We start from the raw sequence: 21,570 nt of genomic DNA, 5'->3' as shown, positions 1-21,570 counted from the left end.
TCAAAAATAAAAAAAGGCAACTTAATGTTGCCCTTTTATTATAGTTAAGCATTTTCTTTCTTCTTTTTCTTTCTGAAATAATCAAATCCGAACCAAAGCGCTAATGCGATTAAAAAGTATTTGAGGTAAGATACAGGCTCTCCGTCTCCACCTACAGTGGTAAAGAACCTATCCCAGCGAGGTTTATTGTTTTTATCTAAACTCATCCAGATAAACACAGGCTTACCTACTATATGGGTTTCCGGTACATATCCCCAAAAACGACTGTCTTCTGAGTTATGTCTGTTATCACCCATCATCCAGTAGTAATTGTACCGGAAGGTGTAACTATCCGTTATTTTACCATTTATTCTTATTTCATCACCGTTTACCTGTAAGTCATTGTTTTCATAATCGGTAATAATAGCTTTATAGAAAGGTAGACTTTCAGTATCAAGTTTTACGGTTTTACCAGCTTCTGGTATGTAAATAGATCCCATATTATCAACACTCCAGTTTTTTGTATATGGGAAAATTTCTCCACCGCCGGTCTCATATTTATTACGAGTTACCGATACAACACGTGAGTTAGCTTTTAACTTATTAGCACTTTCTTCTGTAAGTGCTTTAAATATATAAGTGTCTTTTGCGGTTCTGCCATACTGGTCAGTTATTTCCAATTCATTTTGCAAATACATGTCATTTAAAGCATTTCCATCGGTTACTACAGTATAAGAGTACTGAGGCTTAGCCCTATCAGAAAGGATTAATTTTTTACCGTTTACGTAAATTTTACCATCTTTTATAGAGAGAGAATCCCCTGGTGTACCTACACAACGTTTTACATAGTTCGATTTTTTATCAATCGGTTTTTTATGTACACCGGCCGAATAGTTCCTGAAACCAATACTATCAACAGGCCAGTTAAATACTACAATGTCATTCTTTTCAACATTTTCAAAACCGGGTAACCTAAAGTAAGGCAGCTGTGGCCATTTTAGATAAGACTTTTGTTTTGTAAGCGGTACACTATCGTGTATCATAGGTGCCGCAACCGTAGTCATAGGCGTCCTTGCACCGTAATGGAACTTACTTACAAATAAGAAATCGCCAACTAATAATGTTTTCTCTAATGATGAGGTAGGTATGGTAAATGGCTGAATTACATAAGTATGCACTATAGTGGCTACTACAATAGCAAATAGTAATGAACTTACAGTATCGCCCGATTTACTTTTAGCCTTTAATTCTCTTTCAGGTCTGTAATCAACATCCTGAGTATAGTTAATATAATATATGTATAAACCTAAAGTAAATATCCCCAGTAAAGTATCGGTAGTAGAAGTTTTACCGAAAGATCTTAATGTTTCTACCCATACCACAGGGAACATAATAAGGTTTACAATAGGTATAAAAAGTAACAGTGTCCACCAGCGTGGGCGGTTAATAATACGCATTAATACTACAGCATTATAAATAGGTACACCTGCTTCCCAAGGTTTTCTGCCTGCTTTTTGGTATAATTTCCAAGTTCCTAAAAAGTGAACTACTTGTACAGCCAGAAAAAATATAAACCATTCAAATAAAGTCATTTCTGTAAGTTTTTCTATATAAGTATGTTTTTATTGCTATTTGTTACGGTTAGGTAAGGTTTAAAACATCTTTCATGCTGTAAACCCCTCTTTTATTAGCTAACCACTCGGCTGCAACAACAGCACCAAGAGCAAAACCATCTCGGCTGTGTGCAGTATGTTTTATTTCGACGCTGTCAACATCCGAATCATATTTTATAATATGCGTACCAGGTACATTTTCTTCTCGCTTGGCATCAATAAAAATTTCATTCTCTTTAGGGTTGCCTATAGACCAGCTTGAATAATCAGAATGATTAATAATATCATTAGCCAAAGTAATCGCGGTACCACTGGGAGCATCCAGTTTTTGAGTATGATGAATTTCTTCCATCGAAACATTATATTCTTTTAGTTTCGACATCATTTTAGCCAGTTGCAGATTAAGTTCGAAAAAAACATTTACCCCAAGGCTAAAATTAGAGGCATATATAAAAGCACCGTTTTTTTCTTCGCAAAGCTTTGCCATATTGTGGTATTGCTCCAGCCACCCTGTAGTACCGCTTACTACCGGTATATTTTGGTTTAAGCATTCTGTAATGTTATTTACAGCAGCATCCGGCACACTAAATTCTATAGCGGCATCAGCCTGTTCAAGACCATCAAAGTTGTCTGAACTTTTTTTGCGAAGTACAATTTCATGACCACGTTCCTGAGCAATACGTTCTATTACTTTACCCATTTTACCGTAACCTACAAGTGCTATTTTCATAATTGTATTTAAAATTTATAGCTCATGGTCATCCCAACCTGAAAACCGGTATTGTATAACCCTGTGTTATACATTCCTGTTTGCTCTATAGTTGGGTGAAAAGAAAGATTTTCGTTTACATTAAACTGAGCCAAGTGAGCATCAACATTTGCTTCAACAATATTAAGTATGTAAAGCCCGACGGTAATTAATAACGATAAATCGCGATTACGTTGGTGAAAACGCTGACCGCTTATAAGCCTGTCGTTACTAAGTTCGGCAAGTTCTCCTGTTACAGGTCGCCCTGCAAGCCTGTCACGATATGCATCCCTGTATCGATGATATTCGGTGTTATTAAAGCTATAATAGTACATGCTAAGCCCCATGCTACCATATACAATAGGCACTTTCCAATAACTTTTATTATAAACCTGACCTAAGCCGGGCACTATAGCAGAATAAAAAGCTGCTTTTGAGGGCGCTAACGGGTCTATAACATACGATGAGGAAGCGACAATAGAGTCAGTTGTAACAGCATTGGTAGTCTTTAAATCATCATCTGCATCCTGATTTTGAGCAAAAAGGGATGCGGAAGAGAATGCAAGGAATGCTGTATATATAAAAAGCCTTTTTTTCACTAACTCTTGAAAAGTTTAATAATTCTGTTGAAGTCTTCTTCGGAGTGGAATGGTATTGTGATTTTACCTTTCCCTTTAGCGTCAACTTTTACATCAACTTTACTGCCAAAAAAGTTTGTAATTGTTTTCTGCTGTTTATCATCTACTTCAAAAGAAGCTGTTTTTGATTTTGTATCTTTAGCAGCAGCAGGGTTCAGGCTTTCCTGATATTTTTTAACTAATGCTTCGGTATCTCTAACAGAAAGATTTTCACTTACAATTTTCTGATATATATCCGCCTGAGCATCTAAGTCTTCAATATTTATTATAGCACGACCATGTCCCATACTTATAAAACCATCGCGAATACCGGTTTGGATAATCGGGTCCAGTTTTAAAAGACGAAGGTAATTGGCTATGGTGGAGCGTTTTTTACCAACACGGTCACTCATCTGTTCCTGAGTTAGCTGTACTTCATCCATAAGCCTTTGGTAAGAAAGTGCTATTTCAATAGGGTCTAAGTCATGGCGTTGAATGTTTTCAACCAATGCCATTGTAAGCGATTCATTATCATCAGCCAGCCTTATGTATGCAGGGACTTGTGTAAGTCCTGCCATTTTAGAGGCTCTTAATCTACGCTCTCCTGATATTAACTGGTATTTGTTGTAATCCAGTTTTCTGACAGTAATAGGCTGTATTACTCCCAGTTCTTTAATAGAGGTGCTAAGTTCTGTCAGCGATTCTTCATTAAAGTTTGTTCTGGGCTGAAAAGGGTTTATTTCTATAGCTTCAATATCAAGCTCAATAATATTGCCTACTACTTTATCAGCATTTTTATCTTCAACCGATTTAATATCATTATCAGGGTCTTTTAATAATGCAGATAGTCCTCTTCCCAGTGCTTGTTTTTTTACAGCTTTTGTCATAAACCTACAGTACTATTTTTCTTTATTATTTCTTCTGCTAATTTCAGGTAGTTACTGGCGCCTTTACTGGTAGCATCATAATTAATAATGCTTTCGCCGTAACTAGGTGCTTCACTAAGTTTAACGTTACGCTGTATAAGCGTATCGAAAACCATATCATTAAAATGTTTTTGTACTTCTTCCACAACTTGGTTGCTAAGCCTTAAACGGGCATCGTACATGGTTAAAAGCAAACCTTCTATATCTAACGCAGGATTGTGTATTCTTTGTACACTTTTTATGGTGTTTAATAATTTTCCTAAACCTTCCAGCGCGAAATATTCACATTGAATAGGTATAATAACCGAATCGGCTGCTGTTAGGGCATTAAGTGTAAGTAAACCTAATGACGGAGCACAGTCTATCAGGATATAATCATAATTATCCTTTACACTTTCTAATGCTGTTTTAAGCATGTATTCCCTCTTTTCCTGGTCTACCAACTCAATTTCTATAGCTACAAGATCTATATGTGCAGGTATAATAGATACATTAGGCGCACTGGACTCTATTATAGCTTCCTGTGGGGTACTACTGTGTTCCAGTATTTGATATGTGCCTTTTTCTACCGATTCCACATCAATACCAAGTCCTGAACTGGCATTTGCCTGAGGGTCAGCATCTATAAGTAGTACCTTCTTTTCCAGTACTCCCAGCGATGCCGCCAGGTTTACCGAAGTTGTTGTTTTCCCTACACCTCCCTTTTGGTTGGCAATAGCAATAATTTTACCCATTCGTACCTTGTGATTTAGAACCGTAAAAATACAATTATTTATGGTTTCTAAAAATGGAAATTGTTAACAATGGTAAATAAAAAAGCCGAAGGAAATTCCCTTCGGCTCTATAAAATGTGCTGTAAAATATACTTATTTTATTACAAGTTTTTTAGCTTGTGTATAATCGCCTGATTGTATCTGAACAATGTATATTCCACTGTTAAGGCTAGAAAGGTTTAGTTCTTTTGTGTAGAAACCTGCATTATTTGTTATTGCTGTTTCAAAAACTTTAGCCCCTGTTAAAGAGTAGATGCTTACAGTGTTCTTTTCGTTAGAATTATTTTTTAAATCGTATATAAGCGTTATTCTTTTATCTAAAGCCGGGTTAGGGTAGAAACCGAAATTAACATCAGCATTTACATTATCAAGTCCTGCTGTAGCAGTTACATTTTTGTAATTAAATTTTAACTCACCCGTTGAAGAACCTCCAAATGCAGTAAAGTACATTCTGTATATGTTACCGTCTTCATTTTTAACGTAGTATGTTAATTCAGTATCAATGTCATATACAAACTCACCCATGTTGAACTCTTTCCAGTCACTACCTATAGTGTTAATGTCAGTTGAATATGCGCTATTTTCAGGAAGTGTTATTTCATTTTCTGTATTACCTGTTTCGTCAACCTGAGCAACTGTAACTGTAGCTGAATTGTGAAGCCCACCGCTAACTAAGTACATCATAGGCTCTTCCGCAGTACCAACATTATCATAATATCTTCCGAAAGCAAGGTCCCAATCAGCATCAGCAGGCGCAACCGATACTACTTCATCAGTAGTTAGGGAATAGAAGTTAAATGTGTAAGAAGTATCTCCGTTTGGTATAGTAGCTGTTTCGTCTTCAGCCCATTCAGTTCCGGTCCAGTCTGCATATTTTATGGTATAGCCACCAAAGTAATCTTCTATTACCAGTTTTTTATAACTTTCATCAGCGTACTTTAGTACAAAAACAACAGAACCTGTTACGTGGTGATTACCGGGATTATAATCTCCCCAACCATATTCACCTGAACCTGTATCAAAAGCACCTGTTAACCAGGTTGTAGCAGAGTTAAATAGCTCTGTCCAGGTTCCTTCATTTGCTAAATCAATGTTATCCCAGTCGTTTACATCACTTGATGCCTCAAATACTTGTATTCCTGCGCTGTCATTAATTCTTACTCCGGTTTCCATTTGAGATATTCTTAAAAAAGCGATGTCCCAATTTGCAGCGGTTACAGCAGTTTGAGTTTCAGTAGAGAAATCAAAAAATACCTGATCGGTATATGATGGTTGTAGTGGTATTGTTACCTCAGTATAATCCTCTTGGGCAACAGTAATAGTACTTACAAAAAGTGATGCTAAAAGAAGTAGTCTTTTCTTCATGACAAATCGTTTATTTAGATTTATTTAAAATAGTTTTTGTTTGGCAAATATACTATTTTATTTATATCAAGTCTAAATAAACTAAAAAAGTTGACAAGAAATTTTCCTGTCAACTTTACTATTTTGATTTACAATTATGTAATTACTTTATTTTCCTTTTTTAGCTTTTATCATTGCTTCCAGCATGTCCCACATTTCTTCAGGTATAGCTTCCAGTAAATTAAACTGTCCTGCACCTTTAAGCCATTCGCCGCCATCTATAGTTATTACTTCACCATTTACGTAAGCAGAAAAATCAGAAACTAAGTAGGCAGCCAGATTCGCCAGCTCCTGATGATCGCCTACACGTTTAAGCGGTACTTTTTTAGCAAGATCAAATTTATCTTTTAAGTCGCCAGGTAATAGCCTGTCCCATGCTCCTTTAGTAGGGAAAGGTCCCGGCGCGATGGCGTTAGTACGTATACCATATTTAGCCCACTCTACAGCAAGGCTTCGTGTCATGGCTAAAACTCCCGCTTTTGCAGTGGCACTTGGTACAACATAAGCAGAACCAGTCCAGGCATAGGTAGTAACTATGTTAAGAATATTTGTATTTTCTTGTTTTGTGTCTATCCAATGTTTACCAAAAGCAAGGGTACAGTTTTTAGAACCCTTTAGTACAATATCTATAATAGTATCAAACGCATTAGCAGAAAGCCTTTCGGTAGGCGATATAAAGTTTCCTGCTGCGTTGTTTAGCAATACATCTGCTCTGCCGTAGTTTTCTAAAACAGCCTTTAGCATGTTTTCTACTTCATCATAATTACGAACATCACACTGTACAGGTAAGCAATTTCCGCCGGTTTCTTCTTCCAGTTCTTTAGCTGTGTCTTTAAGTTTTTCAAGGTTACGGGACGTAATGGCTACTTTTGCCCCCAGCTCCATAAAATATTTTGTCATTGATTTACCCAAGCCGCTACCGCCACCTGTAATTACAATAACTTTATCTGCCAACGCATCATCGCGTAACATTTTCTGTGTATAATTCATTTTAGTCTTTATAATAATTATTCAACAACTTCTGTTTAATTCAAAAATAGGTAAGAACCCTTTCAAATATAGCGAATTAATGGTAATGTCTTACATTTTCAAGCGCATCGGTATGATTACTTTCTATTTTTGGAATTACAGTTATTTCTCCGGCAGTTTCTAATATTATCACATCTATCGTATCTAAACTGCTAATGCCATGCTGTCTTGCTGCAACATAAATTTCTTCAATAGTTACCCTTTCTTTTTTTAAGACTTCATTTAATAGCTCCCCTTTGTATAAAAGCAGCGTAGGACGACTGGTTATTAACTTTTTTACTGACTTGTTTCTTACCGAAAGCCATGTAATGCTATACTGAAGGAAAACGAGAAGGAAGAATACAAGTATGCCATCTATCAACGCTACACTTTTATTGAGTGTAACCGTTGCAAATGCCGAACCCAATGCAATGGTTATAATAAAATCAAAAGCATTCATTTTAGAAAGTGTCCGCTTACCCGATACACGAAGCATTACTATAAGTGTAATGTATGCCATTACAGTAATAATAAGTGTTCGTGCTATGCTCTCCCAGTTATCAAAGAATATCTTATTCATAAGGTAGGTAGTTTAGTTTAAATATTTTTGAAGATAACCAGACGATATGAAAAATGACAGAAGTTTAATATAGTATTATAATTATAAAAGCTCCTGTAATTACAGAAGCTTTTATGGTCGGGAAGACTGGATTCGAACCAGCGACCCCTAGCACCCCATGCTAGTACGCTACCGGACTGCGCTACATCCCGATTTGTTTCTTTAAATAAAGTGCAAATATATTTTTTTGATAAAAAATGGGCAAATAAAAAATCTATAAGTGATGAGTTTTTTTAACTATGGGTCAATTCGGAAATTATTGATGCATGTTGCGGAAAATTGGATGCTAATTCAGATTTGGTTGGCAAAACAAAATCACTAAAATCAAATCCGGGGGAGACAGTGCACCCAACCAGGGAATAATCATTTTCGTTTATAACTTTTGCTGCAAACCAAGAGTTACCCGGTACTACTAATTGTGGTACTTCACCTTTCGAAAAATTACGTCCGATAATATGCTTAGAATATTCTCCAGTTTCTGAAATAATATGCAAGTGAATTGGAGAGCCATCGTAAAAATGCCATATTTCATCTTGTTTTATTTTATGAAACGCAGAAAAAGTATCGGACGTCAGCAGGAAGTAAATACAGGTTGAATAGTTTCTTTTACCATTATATGATTCATGCAGGCTTTCTTTACTTATTGTGCCTTCACTTCTGTATGTTTCTTTAAAATAGCCACCTTCAGGATGTGGCTTTAAACCTAATTCTTGAATTATTTGTTCTTTCTGATTCATTATCCTTTTTCTGATAGTAATGCCAATTATTTTTAGATGCTAATAAAAATATCTACTTCTGCATTTTCCCAATCTCTGCTACGTTCGTCATACACTTCAAAGTCCGCTTTATAAGCTCGCTTAATATCAGCTTCCCATATTTTTCCCCACATTGTACCTATACATTCGGGCATTTTACCTTTTGCTGTAAACATTTTAAAATCTCCGGGTGGTATTACTACGCTTTCCATATCTTCCGGTACAGGAGAGCCGGGTTCAACCCTGCATCCTATAAAATAAGAGTACGGTTTTGTATGGTCGCCTTCATAATCAAAGTAAACAGCATAAACTTTATCTTCTATTCGTTGTGGTATTTTAGTGAAATAACCGCCTTTTTCAAATTTTTCCCATAAACCTCCGCAATCTTTCATTGCCTGATTGTTTTCGTTAGTAGTTTTTTCAGGTAATGCAATACCTGTAAGGTATATTGTTTCTGTGTGTTTCTTTTCCATGATTAAAAATTGTAGTTAGATTATAAAGTTAAAAAAAGGCAGCCATTTTTAAAAGTAGCTGCCTTATAGTGTAATAAAAAAAATTAATTTTCAGAGGAGTTTGAACTGTTTTCATTCGAACGTTTTTGGCGTCTTACTCCATAAGTACCACGCCAAATTTTTCCTCTTTTTGTTTTTTTATCTCCTTTTCCCATAAAAAGTTAGAATTTGTATGTTACTAGTATTTCAAAGTTACAAAAACTAAATGGGAAAGCATGAGAGCTTCATTATTAGTGTTTTATGCGGTATATATTTACTATATCTTCCGTTATTTTTTCAAAATCGATATTCAGATCAATTAATTTACCCGTATGAAGGTCAAAAATCCAACCATGTACCGTTATACCGCGCTCGGCAGCAGCTTTTTGTACCTCGGCAGTTTTAATAACATTTATACATTGTTCCTGTACATTAAGCTCTACTAAACGGTCATAGCGTTTTGTTTCATCTTCAATGGCATCAAGTTCCTCACGGTGTATGCGGTATACATCACGAACGTTACGTAACCATGGGTTTAGTATACCCATATCGGTATGTTGCATAGCAGCTTTAATACCTCCGCAGTTGGTGTGCCCGCATACTACAACATGTTTTACCTTTAAGTGTTGTACGGCATAGTTAATTACTGACATAGTGTTAAGGTCAGTATTAGCAACCATGTTGGCTATATTTCTGTGTACAAAAATATCACCGGGACCTGCACCCATAACTTCTTCGGCAGTTACACGACTGTCTGAACAGCCTATATATAATATTTCAGGAGATTGTCCTGCTGCTAATTCATCAAAATATTTTGGGTCTTTCTCTAGTTGATTTGCAATCCAGTCCTTATTGTTTTCAAATACTTTTTTAATATCCATACCTAATAAAATTTAAATAAAATTAATGAAGATATTTTTAAGTGGCTAAAAATAATTCAACAGGCTCAGAAAAAAATTATGTTTTTTTAAGTTTTGATTAATGGCTAATTACCTGTAATGAGTTTATTCCCAATTCATAATTACATGTTTGTCCCAAAGCCTGTTAGCGTATTCTCTAAAAATTAAAGGAGCATTTTTAAATGCACTGTCAAAATTAAATTCACCTCCATAAGTAGTGTCTGGATTTTCAGACAATATAACTTTCCTTTCTCCGCGCATAGCATATTTTACACCATTTTCATACATTATTACTTTCATAGTTGAGGGAGATATGTCGCCGGTACAGACTAATTGGTACGTGAGCCATACTTCTGCTTTACCATTAATGTTTAAATCAGTTATTGCAAATGAATTTGGGATAAAATTGCATATTAAATCAAGTGGGCACTCTTTCTCAAAATCATACATTCTCCAGTCCAGTACCCATTTCCCAGTCCTTATTAAAGAATATTGATAAGCATAAAGTTCTGCACTTTGATAGTCTTCATCTTTTTTTGAGGGTACTCCGCCCGTTTCTGAGAGGATAACTATATGATCACCATTATCATCAGTATATAATACTGCTTTTTGTAATTTGCCATTATATTCAATAGAAGAGTCAACTTTTTCCTCTTCTAATAAGCTTATCTCTGTTTGGCAAAAAACTAAACAGGGTATCAACAGAAAGATATAGATATAACCCTTCATTGTATTACTCTTCAAATCCACTTATTAATATTTCCAGTATTTTGATAGCGGCATCACTAATTTTAGTGCCCGGGCCAAAAACAGCCACAGCGCCACAATCAAATAGATATTGGTAGTCCTGCGAAGGGATAACACCGCCTACAATAACCATAATATCTTCACGACCGTATTTTTTAAGCTCTTCAATAACCTGAGGTACTAATGTTTTATGTCCTGCAGCCAATGATGATACTCCGAGAATATGAACATCATTTTCAACAGCTTGTTTCGCAGCTTCTGCCGGCGTTTGGAATAGCGGGCCTATATCCACATCAAAACCAACATCAGCATAACCGGTAGCGACTACTTTTGCGCCACGGTCGTGCCCGTCTTGCCCCATTTTGGCAATCATAATTCTTGGGCGGCGTCCTTCCAGTTTCGCAAATTCATCAGCCAGTTGTTTTGCTTTTTCAAAACTTTCGTCGTTTTTTATTTCTTTGCTATACACGCCGCTAAATGATTTTATTTGTGCTTTATATCGTCCGTAAACAGTTTCAAGCGCATCGCTTATTTCTCCCAGTGTAGCCCTTTGGCGTGCAGCATCAACTGCAAGTGCTAACAAGTTACCTTCACCTGTTTTAGCCGATTCGGTAAGTTTATCCAAGCACTCTTTTACTTTAGCTGTATCCCTGCTTGCTTTTATACTTTCCAGCCGTTCTATTTGCTGTTTACGTACTTTTTGGTTGTCTACATCCAGTATATGTAAAGGGTCTTCTTTTTCAAGGCGGTATTTGTTAACCCCAACAATTACATCCTGCCCACTGTCTATACGTGCCTGTTTTCTGGCGGCCGCTTCTTCAATTCGCAGTTTTGGTATTCCTGCCTCAATTGCTTTCGTCATTCCGCCAAGCTCTTCTACTTCTTCAATAAGTTTCCAGGCTTTTTCGGCAATTTCATTAGTCAGGCTTTCTACATAATAACTACCCGCCCAAGGGTCAACCGTTCGTGTTATTTTGGTTTCTTCCTGTAAATATATCTGTGTATTACGTGCTATACGTGCCGAGAAATCAGTTGGTAACGCAATGGCTTCGTCTAAAGCATTAGTGTGTAGTGATTGCGTTCCTCCAAATGCTGCTGCTGCCGCTTCTATACAGGTACGGGCTACATTATTAAACGGGTCTTGCTCGGTTAAGCTCCAGCCACTGGTTTGGCAGTGGGTACGTAACGCTAATGATTTTTGGTTTTGCGGGTTGAACTGTTTCAACAGTTTAGCCCATAACATACGCCCCGCACGCATTTTGGCTATTTCCATAAAATGGTTCATACCAATGGCCCAGAAAAATGACAGGCGGGGAGCGAATTTATCAACATCCATACCTGCTGCAAGCCCTGTGCGGATATATTCCAATCCATCAGACAGGGTATAAGCTAACTCAATATCAGCAGTTGCGCCGGCTTCCTGCATGTGATAACCTGAAATACTAATAGAGTTAAAACGAGGCATGTTTTTACTAGTATATTCAAATATATCAGCAATTATTTTCATTGATGGGGTAGGAGGGTATATGTACGTGTTCCTAACCATAAATTCTTTCAGTATATCGTTTTGTATAGTTCCTGAAAGTTGTTCCGGTTTTACCCCCTGTTCCTCAGCTGCAACAATATAAAATGCCATGATGGGCAGTACTGCGCCATTCATTGTCATGGAAACGGACATTTCTCCCAATGGTATTTGGTCAAAAAGTACCTTCATATCCTCTACACTGTCTATGGCAACCCCTGCTTTACCTACATCACCCACTACACGTTCGTGGTCACTGTCATACCCCCTGTGTGTGGCAAGGTCAAAAGCTACTGAAAGCCCTTTTTGTCCTGCTGCCAGGTTACGGCGGTAAAAGGCGTTGCTTTCCTCGGCAGTAGAAAAACCTGCATACTGCCTTATCGTCCACGGGCGGCGCACATACATGGTGCTGTACGGACCACGAAGGTTTGGTGCGAAGCCTGCTGCAAAGCCTAAGTGTTCAAGGTTTTTAATGTCTTCTTGTGTATATTCTTTTTTAACTTTAATCCCCTCAGCTGTTTTATAAGTGCTTTGTTCTTTGCTTTCAGCTTTGGGGTTTGTTATATCATCAAGTTTAATATGTTGAAGGTCTTTTCTTTTCATAATAGTACGGTGATTTTTTAGCAACAAGTGGTGTCTTCGCCATTAAGCCTTTCTCTTTCCATTTGTTCTGCCAATCGCTTTTCTATAATTGGTTTAATGAGTGTTTTTCGTGGTTCTGTTTTTACAAAAGGGTACAGCTCCAGTTCGCAGCTCATTTTATCATCTGTGTTAGGGTATTTGTTAGTACCTAACAACACTTCTTTTCCTTCGTTGAATAGTTCCTGCTCTTTAGCGGCACTTTCTTCTATTTTGCGCTGTATTGTTCCGTCTTTTAACTGATGTAAAAAACCTCCTGACGCTTCTATATCTTTAAATAAAGTAAGTGCTTTATCGCTAAGCTGCTTAGTAAGTTCTTCTATGTAGTACGAACCGTCGGCAGGGTTATCTACTTTATCAAAATAACTTTCGTGTTTTAAGACTAATAATTGGTTACGGGCTATTCGGTCGCCAAACTCGTTGCTTTTGTGGTATATGGCATCATAAGCCATGTTTATAACTGCATCGGCTCCGCCCAATATAGCACTCATACATTCTGTAGTAGTACGAAGCATGTTTACGTTATAATCATATAATGTTTTGTTTCTTTTTGTTGGGGTAGCTATAATGTGGCATTCAGGGTTGTGCCCGTATTCTTCGGCTATTACTCTGTATAGTTTTCTAATGGCTCTTAGTTTAGCTATTTCAAAAAAGTAGTTAGCACCTACTGCTACCTGCAATGTTATTGGTTTGCTTATGGTAGGTGCAGTATTGAAATATTCGTTAACGTGTGCTAATGTGTAGGCTATTTGCTGTACAATATTTGCTCCGGCATTTTGATATAAACTACTGTTTACACTAAGTATGCTGATGTTAGTACACGATAAGCTTAAAGTACTTACAGCATCTAAGTCTTTTTCCATGTTATGGAACCAATTACCATCATCGGCAAGCTGACCGATAGGGTCCAGCAGGACGTATATAGTAGTATGGTTGTTTTTTGCAAAAGTGTCAATACGTTTTACGAAATCGATTTCAAGGAAACCTAAATTTAGGTAAACAGGTATGTTGTTTGAAACAATACCGTTTAGTAAAATTTCTACGTCAGTATCAGGCTTATCTATAATAAACGTGATGCTTTCTGCACCTCTGTTTAGTGTATCGTTAGCTCTGGTTATAGATTTTTGTACATCTTGTACATATATTTCCTGACATATATTGAAATGTGAAGCTGTTGTTCCTGCGGGCGCGGCAGCCTCATATTCGTCGTAATGATATAACGGTTTTACTTTAATACCTTCCGGACTTTCCCAAATTAGCGTTTCGTTATAATCAGCACCTTTAAGGTCAACTTGTATTTGCTGTTTCCACTGTTTAGATGATACCGGTTCGAAATCGTTAAAAAGATTATCGCTCATGAATATTTTTTTATAATGATTCATTTGATGCTTCTTTGTCAGATGCATCTTCCTCAAACTCTATTATGTATATATCTTCATTTTGGCGCTTCATGTAATATTTTTCGCGCGCATATTTTTCAGTCTGATCAGGGTTTTGTAAATGCCTGATGCTTGTACTGTCTTTTTTTATTTCCTGTATGTAATATGCTTTGTTAGCTTCCAGTTCTTCAATTTCCTTATCCAGAACAGGATGCTCAAAATACAGGGAGTAATTATCTATAAAAACCATCCATATAGCAAAAAAAATGGTAACCAATACATATCTGTTCCCAATGAACTTGAGGAAAGGATATTTTTCGGTTAGTTTATGGAATAGTTTCATAGTATAGCTAATGTAATAATAAACAGTTACAATTTACTGCTTTTTATTAATAAATACATAGTTTAAATAAACTGTAACAGGGTTGGCAATATTAAGAAATACGTTGATTGATAACTGCCCTTACCACATCAATAGCTACAGTATTATACCTGTCATTAGGTATAATAATATCAGCATGTGCTTTAGTAGGCTCTATAAACTGCTCATGCATAGGTTTAAGGGTTGTTTGGTATCGGTTTAAAACCTCTTCCATATCACGTCCTCTTTCTGCAATATCCCTTTTTAATCTTCTTATCAGTCTTTCGTCAGAGTCAGCATGTACATATACTTTTATGTCAAACATTTCTCTAAGTTTGGCATCAGCAAGTATAAGTATACCTTCTACAATCATAACCTTACAAGGGTGGGTTATAACGGTATCTTCTGTTCTGTTGTGTGTAATAAAAGAGTATACAGGCTGCTCTATTACCTTGCCCTGCCTTAAATCTTGTAAATGTTCCGCTAAAAGTTCAAAATCAATAGCTCTCGGGTGGTCGAAGTTTATTTTAGACCTGTCTTCAAAACTAAGATTAGAGTTGTCTTTGTAATACGAGTCCTGCGAAATTATACCTACCTCATTAGCAGGTAACTCGTTCATTATTTGGTGTACAACTGTAGTTTTACCGCTTCCGGTACCACCGGCAATTCCTATAATAAGCATCTGATAAATTAGGTATAAGATTATTTTTTTGCAAAAATAACAATAATGAGCGGTGAATGACTATAAAGCACGATTTTATACCAAAGATTTAATATTACAGCTATAGTTGTATTTATATAACCTATGTTTTAAGATAAAGATTATGAATATGCTATTGTATTAAAAAAATAGAGGCTGTTGATTATATTGAAAATACTCTATAATTCACTAGTTAACAATACCTTAATGTTATCTTTAACTATGTAAAACACTATACTATTACTAACAGCTTAATTTTGTTGGCATTCATTTTTTTATGCCAAATTTAAAAATCTTTAAATCAAAGCTATGGTAAAAAATTTACAAAGTTCACTACAAGGCATTTTAACCCTTGCCTTAATTATGTTAACTGCTATTTCGTATAGCCAAACGGCTCCTGTTGCCAGCGCAGCAACAGATGTAGTGCCTAATGGTTTTACGGCAAACTGGGCACCGGTTACGGGAGCTACAGGATATTATTTAGATATTAGTGAATCAGATACTTTTGGTACTGGTTTAGTTTCTGACAACCTTTTCATATCAGAGTATGGAGAAGGTAGTGGCGGAAGCAAAAAGTACATTGAAATTTATAATGGTACAGGTGCTCCTGTAGATTTAAGTAACTATCAATTATGGAGAGTTTCTAATGGAGGTACTTGGACAGAGGATACACATGAGTTTTCATCTATAATTATACCTGACGGGGGAACTTATGTTGTGGCGAATAATGCTTCAGATAATCCTGTTGCAGATGATTATGATACAGGTTTTATGAGTCATAACGGAGATGACGCTGTAGGCTTAGCATGGAATGGAGGAAATGGTAATACCTTTAACTTAATTGATGCAATAGGTACAGACGGACCGGATCCGGGTTCTGCTTTTGCTGTGGCAGGAGTTAGTGACGCAACTAAAGACCACATTATAATAAGAAAATCTTCTGTTCTTAATCCAACTACTGACTGGGCTGCTTCGGCAGGAACAAATGCAACAGATTCAGAATGGATAGTTTCTTCTTTTACTTATAACAGTACAGCACAAACCACTGATTTAGGTTCGCATACTTTTGATTACGGTTTTACGCCTTCTTTTGTGGAAGGTTATGACAGTTTTGATGTAGGCAATGCTACTTTTTATACAGTAACAGGTCTTGAGGAAGGAACTACATACTACTACCGTGTTAGAGCATATACAGATACTGATGTATCGGATAACTCAAATACTATAACTGTAACTACTGATGTATGTGGTACTGTAGCACAACCTACAGTTAGCCCGCTATCACTTTGCGGAACTCCAACAGTTGCAGACCTTACAGTTGACTCGGGAGAAAATATACAGTGGTATGCTGCCGAAACAGGAGGTGAAGCTCTAGCTACTGATGTAGTAGTTACTACAGGAGTTTACTATGCTTCTCAAACAGTATTTAGTTGCGAGAGTGACAGAGTTGCTGTTCCTGTAATTTTAAGCCCGTTACCTGCGGCACCTGCTGCAACTTCACAGTCTTTTTGCGGAGATACAACAGTAGAAGATTTAGAAGTAACAGGCGCAGCATATTCTCAAATAATTTTTACAGATAATTTTACAGATTTATCTAACTGGAACGTAATTGATGTAGCAGGAGATGATTTTTGGGAAATAAGTAGTACAGGTGACCCTGCCAATGCTCCTTATGCCGGGATAAACGGTTTTCAGGAAGTTAATGAGGACTGGTTGGTTTCTAACCCAATAGCAATTTCTGCCGAAGCAACAGATGCTACAATAAGCTTTATTAACGCTTCAAATTACGATGGTCCTGACTTAGAAGTATTCTATACAAATAACTATACAGGAGATGTTACAACAACAAGTTGGGAAACACTATCTCCTACACTAAGTTCAGGAGGTTGGAACTGGGCTGCATCTGGTGATTTAGATGTTTCCGGTGCAATAGGTTCAAACCTTGTTATCGCTTTTAAATATACTTCAGCTACAGGTATCGGTAATGCTAAAGCATGGCAGATTGATGATGTAGAGGTAACAGTAAATGCACCAAACCTGATATGGTATGATGCTGATGAAAACATACTGGCTGCTACTGATGCTTTAAGTACAGGAACGTACTATGTTTCTCAAATAAACGATAATGGTTGTGAAAGTGAAAAAACAACTGTAGAGGTAACGGTAAACCCAATACCTGATGTGCCAACAGTAACTACATTGTCTTTTTGTGGTGCAACAACGGTAACAGAACTTGATGCAACAGTAGAAGGTACAACATTATGGTATGCAGATGATACTACAACTACAGTACTTGCTTCTGATGCTGATATAACAACAGGAACATATTATGTATCTCAAATTGCTGAAGGTTGCGAAAGTGAAAGAACAGCGGTTGACGTAACAGTAAACCCAATACCTGAAGCACCAACAGCAGATGCAATGGCATTTTGTGGTTCAGCTTTAGTTTCAGATTTAGAGGTGACATCAGGAGAGAACTTAAACTGGTATGATGCAGAAACAAGCGGTGATGCTTTAGCAATGGATGCTGAGGTAATGACAGCAACATACTATGTTTCACAAACTTCAACCGAAGGTTGCGAAAGTGCAAGAACAGCAGTTGAAGTAGCTGTAAACCCAATACCGGGTGCACCAACAGTTACAGAAACTGTACAAACATTTTGTGGTGAAGCTACATTAGCAGATATTGCTACAGATGGCGAAAATGTTACTTGGTATGATGCTCCTGCAGCGGGTAATGCAATGGAGTCTGACATGGCACTTACTGCGGGGACTACAATATATTATGCTTCTCAAACTGTAAATGATTGTGAAAGTACAGAAAGAACTGCTGTAGCAGTAGTACTAAATATAACAGCAGCACCGGAAGTTGAAAACCTTACGTTTTGTGGTTTAACTACAGTAGCTGACTTAACAGTAACATCAGGAACAAACTTAAACTGGTATAATGTAACAACTGAAGGCGAAGCTCTTGCATCAGATGCTGAGGTTACTACAGGAACTTACTACGTTTCACAAACAGTAAATGAGTGTGAGAGTGAAAGAGCAATGGTAGAAGTAGTTGTAAATGATATACCTGATGCTCCAACTGCTGATGCACAATTATTCTGTGGTTTAACTACTGTTTCAGATTTAGTAGTAACATCAGGAGAAAACATACAGTGGTATGCTACTGAAAACGGTGGTACCGTATTATCAGTAAATGAAATAGTTTCTACAGGAACGTACTACGCATCACAAATGGTTAACGATTGTGAGAGCGAAAGAACGGCTGTTTCAATAACAGTGAACCCAATACCAAATGCACCTGGTGCAACACCTTTAGAATTTTGTGGTACAGCTACTGCTGCTGATTTAACGGCTACAGTAGAAGGAGCTGCAATATGGTATGCAGATGAAACTACAGATGTAACACTTCCTGTTGATACTGAATTGGTAACAGGATCATACTACGTATCACAAATAGTAGATGGTTGTGAAAGTGAAAGAACAATGGTTGCGGTTACAGTTTATGATATTCCTGAAGCACCAACAGCAGATGCAATGACATTCTGTGGTTCGGCTGTAGTTTCAGATTTAATGGCAACAGGAGACAATGTACAGTGGTATGCTGCTGAAACAGGAGGTGATGCTTTAGCAATGGATGCAGAGGTTACTACAGGTACTTATTATGTATCGCAAACTGTAAATATATGTGAAAGTGAAAGAACGGCTGTTGCAATAACAGTAAATGCAATACCGGATGCACCAACAGCAGATGTAATGGCATTTTGTGGTTCGGCTGTGGTTTCAAACTTAATGGCAACAGGAGACAATGTACAGTGGTATGCTGCTGAAACAGGAGGTGATGCTCTTGCAATGGATGCTGAAGTTATGACAGGTACTTATTATGCATCACAAACAGTAAATGGGTGTGAAAGTGCAAGAACGGCTGTTGCAATAACAGTAAATGCAATACCTGATGCTCCAACTGCTGATGCAATGGCATTTTGTGGTTCGGCTATGGTTTCAGATTTAATGGCAACAGGAGACAATGTACAGTGGTATGCTGCTGAAACAGGCGGTGATGCTTTAGCAACGGATGCTGAAGTTATGACAGGTACTTATTATGTATCACAAACAGTAAACGGATGTGAGAGTGCAAGAACATCAGTTGATGTAACTGTAACTGTTGTTGCAATGCCTGTAGGTGAAGCTACTCATGAGTTTGAAGTAGGTTCAGGAGAAACTATTGCAGACCTTGATGTTACAGGTAATGATATAGTATGGTATAGCAATGCTGAACTTACTACAATGATAGAAACTACTACAGTATTAGTTGACGGTACTACTTATTATGCAGTAGCCACTGATGGAGTTTGTACAAGTGAAGCACTTGCAGTAACAGCAGAAGAAATACTTGCTAACGGAGGGTTTAAAGCAGTTAAGTTTACTTACCACCCTAACCCTGTTGATAATGTATTGAATGTTGAGTGTAGTAACACTATACAGTCAGTAGCAGTATATAATTTATTAGGTCAGTCAGTTTTAACAACAAATGCTGATGCTAATACTGTAAAAGTTGATATGTCATCGCTTTCAGCAGGAACTTATATAGTGAGAGCTACAAGCGGTAACAAAGTTGAAACGTTTAAAGTTGTGAAAAACTAAAAAGTTTAATCAATATAGAATGTAAAAAGCCCCGACTAATTAGTCGGGGCTTTTTTATTTTACTACTATAAAATGTTGTATTAGAATTCAGAAGTGAAGTGTAACTTCACGCTAGGATATTTTTGCTGAGCCATTTGTATAGAAAATTCAGAGTCAGCTAAAAACACCAGTTGCCCTTGTTTGTCTTTAGCTAAAAACTTCTGTTTAATTCTTTTAAATTCAGCAAATTCTTCATTTTTAGGGTCTTCCGGTTTTATCCAGCACGCTTTATAAGCAGGGAAGTTTTCATAGGAACATTTTGCACCATATTCATGCTCCAATCGGTATTGAATTACCTCATATTGCAGTGCTCCTACCGTACCTATTACTTTACGGTTGTTTAGCTCTAGTGTAAATAACTGTGCAACCCCCTCATCCATTAACTGGTCAATACCTTTTTCCAGTTGCTTTGATTTCATTGGGTCAGCATTGTTAATATACCTAAAGTGTTCAGGTGAGAAGTTAGGTATGCCCTTAAAGCTCATATCTTCCCCTTCGGTAAGGGTGTCACCAATTTTAAAGTTACCGGTATCATGTAAACCTACAATATCTCCGGGATAGGAAATATCCACAATTTCTTTCTTTTCAGCAAAGAAAGCATTTGGACTGGAGAATTTCAGTTTCTTTTTATTTCTTACGTGCAAGTAAGGTTTGTTTCTTTCAAAAACTCCTGATACAATTTTTACGAAAGCAATTCTGTCTCGGTGTTTTGGATCCATATTGGCATGGATTTTAAACACAAAGCCCGAAAATTTATCCTCTTCTGGTTCTACCGTTCTGGTATCAGAATCTTTTGGTCTTGGCGGAGGAGCAATGTCAATAAAACAATCCAGCAGTTCCCTAACACCAAAGTTGTTTAATGCTGAACCGAAGAATACGGGTTGTTGTTTACCCGCAAGATATTGCTCTCTGTCAAACGGAGGATATACCTCACTTATCAATTCCAGTTCCTCACGTAACTTTTCGGCAGGTGCTGCACCTACTATTTCATCAAGTTGAGGGTTGTTTAAATCATCAAAAGCAATAGTTTCCTCAATGTTTTTACGACTGTCACCACTAAAAAGGTTAATGTTTTTCTCCCAAATATTATAAATCCCCTGGAAGTCATACCCCATACCAATAGGATAACTTAATGGGGTAACAGTAAGTCCAAGCTTTTGTTCCACTTCGTCCATAAGATCAAAAGCATCTTTACCCTCACGGTCAAGTTTGTTAATGAAAACCAGCATTGGTATATTTCGCATACGGCAAACTTCTACCAACTTTTCAGTTTGTTCCTCAACCCCTTTTGCAACGTCAATTACAACAATAACGCTGTCTACAGCAGTCAATGTTCTAAAAGTATCCTCGGCAAAATCCTTGTGACCGGGAGTATCAAGTATATTTATTTTTTTATCTCTGTAGTTAAATGCCAGTACAGATGTAGCAACAGATATACCTCTTTGGCGCTCAATTTCCATAAAGTCACTGGTAGCACCTTTTTTAATTTTGTTGCTTTTTACAGCTCCGGCTTCCTGTATAGCTCCACCAAAAAGCAGTAATTTTTCAGTAAGGGTAGTTTTACCCGCATCGGGGTGTGATATTATTCCGAACGTACGTCTTTTTCCAATTTCTTCCGTAAAACCCATTGTGTATATATTCCAGATTACATTTAAAAATCGTGCAAAAATAACTTTTATATCTGGTTTTAAGGTATAAAAT

The 21,570-nt window shown here is 37.0% G+C and carries 19 protein-coding genes and 1 tRNA gene; 1 reads left to right on the top strand and 19 read right to left on the bottom strand.

From position 1 onward, the window contains the following. Positions 1-44: 44 nt before the first annotated feature. From lepB to udk, 18 genes are all read right to left on the bottom strand, one after another. Positions 45-1,571, bottom strand: a complete 1,527-nt coding sequence (gene lepB / locus IEW45_RS07525; protein ID WP_188620617.1) for a signal peptidase I — start codon at positions 1,569-1,571, stop codon at positions 45-47. Positions 1,572-1,620: 49 nt separating this feature from the next. After that, positions 1,621-2,322, bottom strand: coding sequence for a 4-hydroxy-tetrahydrodipicolinate reductase (gene dapB / locus IEW45_RS07520; protein WP_188620616.1), 702 nt, complete (start codon positions 2,320-2,322; stop codon positions 1,621-1,623). A gap of 8 nt (positions 2,323-2,330) precedes the next feature. After that, positions 2,331-2,939 (bottom strand): DUF5683 domain-containing protein, encoded by a 609-nt coding sequence (locus tag IEW45_RS07515; protein ID WP_188620615.1) that lies wholly within the window; start codon positions 2,937-2,939, stop codon positions 2,331-2,333. Continuing rightward, positions 2,939-3,844 carry a ParB/RepB/Spo0J family partition protein gene (locus IEW45_RS07510; RefSeq protein ID WP_188620614.1) on the bottom strand — a complete coding sequence of 302 codons (906 nt, stop codon included), beginning with the start codon at positions 3,842-3,844 and terminating at the stop codon, positions 2,939-2,941. The genes IEW45_RS07515 and IEW45_RS07510 overlap by 1 nt, the downstream gene beginning before the upstream one ends. Then, entirely contained in the window at positions 3,841-4,617 is a 777-nt protein-coding gene (locus IEW45_RS07505; RefSeq protein ID WP_188620613.1) for a ParA family protein, read from the bottom strand. Before IEW45_RS07505 ends, IEW45_RS07510 begins: the two co-directional genes overlap by 4 nt. 132 nt (positions 4,618-4,749) lie before the next feature. Beyond that, on the bottom strand, positions 4,750-6,021 hold the full coding sequence (locus tag IEW45_RS07500) for an HmuY family protein (RefSeq protein ID WP_188620612.1): 1,272 nt from the start codon (positions 6,019-6,021) through the stop codon (positions 4,750-4,752). 147 nt (positions 6,022-6,168) lie between these two features. Beyond that, positions 6,169-7,050: an SDR family oxidoreductase gene (locus IEW45_RS07495; protein WP_188620611.1), complete on the bottom strand. Its 882-nt coding sequence runs from the start codon at positions 7,048-7,050 to the stop codon at positions 6,169-6,171. 76 nt (positions 7,051-7,126) lie between these two features. Beyond that, positions 7,127-7,648 carry a DUF421 domain-containing protein gene (locus IEW45_RS07490; RefSeq protein ID WP_188620610.1) on the bottom strand — a complete coding sequence of 174 codons (522 nt, stop codon included), beginning with the start codon at positions 7,646-7,648 and terminating at the stop codon, positions 7,127-7,129. A gap of 114 nt (positions 7,649-7,762) precedes the next feature. After that, positions 7,763-7,839 (bottom strand) — tRNA-Pro (locus IEW45_RS07485). A gap of 81 nt (positions 7,840-7,920) precedes the next feature. Further along, the gene (locus tag IEW45_RS07480) at positions 7,921-8,424 is read right to left on the bottom strand and encodes a cupin domain-containing protein (RefSeq protein WP_188620609.1); all 504 of its coding nucleotides are present in this window, start codon (positions 8,422-8,424) and stop codon (positions 7,921-7,923) included. Between the two features lie 32 nt (positions 8,425-8,456). Beyond that, positions 8,457-8,915 (bottom strand): GyrI-like domain-containing protein, encoded by a 459-nt coding sequence (locus IEW45_RS07475; RefSeq protein ID WP_188620608.1) that lies wholly within the window; start codon positions 8,913-8,915, stop codon positions 8,457-8,459. Positions 8,916-8,998: 83 nt separating this feature from the next. After that, the gene (locus IEW45_RS07470; protein ID WP_188620607.1) at positions 8,999-9,109 is read right to left on the bottom strand and encodes a 30S ribosomal protein THX; all 111 of its coding nucleotides are present in this window, start codon (positions 9,107-9,109) and stop codon (positions 8,999-9,001) included. A 75-nt stretch (positions 9,110-9,184) separates the two neighbouring features. Then, positions 9,185-9,814: a carbonic anhydrase gene (locus IEW45_RS07465; RefSeq protein WP_188620606.1), complete on the bottom strand. Its 630-nt coding sequence runs from the start codon at positions 9,812-9,814 to the stop codon at positions 9,185-9,187. Between the two features lie 123 nt (positions 9,815-9,937). Further along, entirely contained in the window at positions 9,938-10,576 is a 639-nt protein-coding gene (locus tag IEW45_RS07460; protein WP_229665919.1) for a M949_RS01915 family surface polysaccharide biosynthesis protein, read from the bottom strand. Next, positions 10,566-12,704 carry a methylmalonyl-CoA mutase gene (gene scpA, locus IEW45_RS07455; RefSeq protein WP_188620605.1) on the bottom strand — a complete coding sequence of 713 codons (2,139 nt, stop codon included), beginning with the start codon at positions 12,702-12,704 and terminating at the stop codon, positions 10,566-10,568. Before scpA ends, IEW45_RS07460 begins: the two co-directional genes overlap by 11 nt. A 17-nt stretch (positions 12,705-12,721) precedes the next feature. After that, positions 12,722-14,098, bottom strand: a complete 1,377-nt coding sequence (locus tag IEW45_RS07450; RefSeq protein ID WP_188620604.1) for a methylmalonyl-CoA mutase subunit beta — start codon at positions 14,096-14,098, stop codon at positions 12,722-12,724. Positions 14,099-14,108: 10 nt separating this feature from the next. Beyond that, a complete protein-coding gene (locus tag IEW45_RS07445) occupies positions 14,109-14,462 on the bottom strand; it encodes an FtsB family cell division protein (protein ID WP_188620603.1) in 354 nt (117 codons plus the stop codon). 91 nt (positions 14,463-14,553) lie between these two features. Further along, positions 14,554-15,162 carry a uridine kinase gene (udk, locus tag IEW45_RS07440; protein ID WP_188620602.1) on the bottom strand — a complete coding sequence of 203 codons (609 nt, stop codon included), beginning with the start codon at positions 15,160-15,162 and terminating at the stop codon, positions 14,554-14,556. Positions 15,163-15,489: 327 nt separating this feature from the next. Between udk and IEW45_RS07435 the strand changes: the two genes are divergently transcribed. After that, positions 15,490-19,830: an Ig-like domain-containing protein gene (locus tag IEW45_RS07435; RefSeq protein ID WP_188620601.1), complete on the top strand. Its 4,341-nt coding sequence runs from the start codon at positions 15,490-15,492 to the stop codon at positions 19,828-19,830. Positions 19,831-19,910: 80 nt separating this feature from the next. Here IEW45_RS07435 and IEW45_RS07430 read toward each other — a convergent pair whose 3' ends face one another. Next, entirely contained in the window at positions 19,911-21,497 is a 1,587-nt protein-coding gene (locus IEW45_RS07430; protein ID WP_188620600.1) for a peptide chain release factor 3, read from the bottom strand. Positions 21,498-21,570 lie beyond the last annotated feature (73 nt).

This window comes from Flavobacterium suaedae (assembly GCF_014642915.1).
In the GTDB taxonomy this organism is placed as follows: Bacteria; Bacteroidota; Bacteroidia; order Flavobacteriales; family Flavobacteriaceae; genus Flavobacterium; species Flavobacterium suaedae.
Note: the sequence above shows the minus strand (reverse complement) of the source record. Positions and strands in the feature narration are given on the sequence as shown.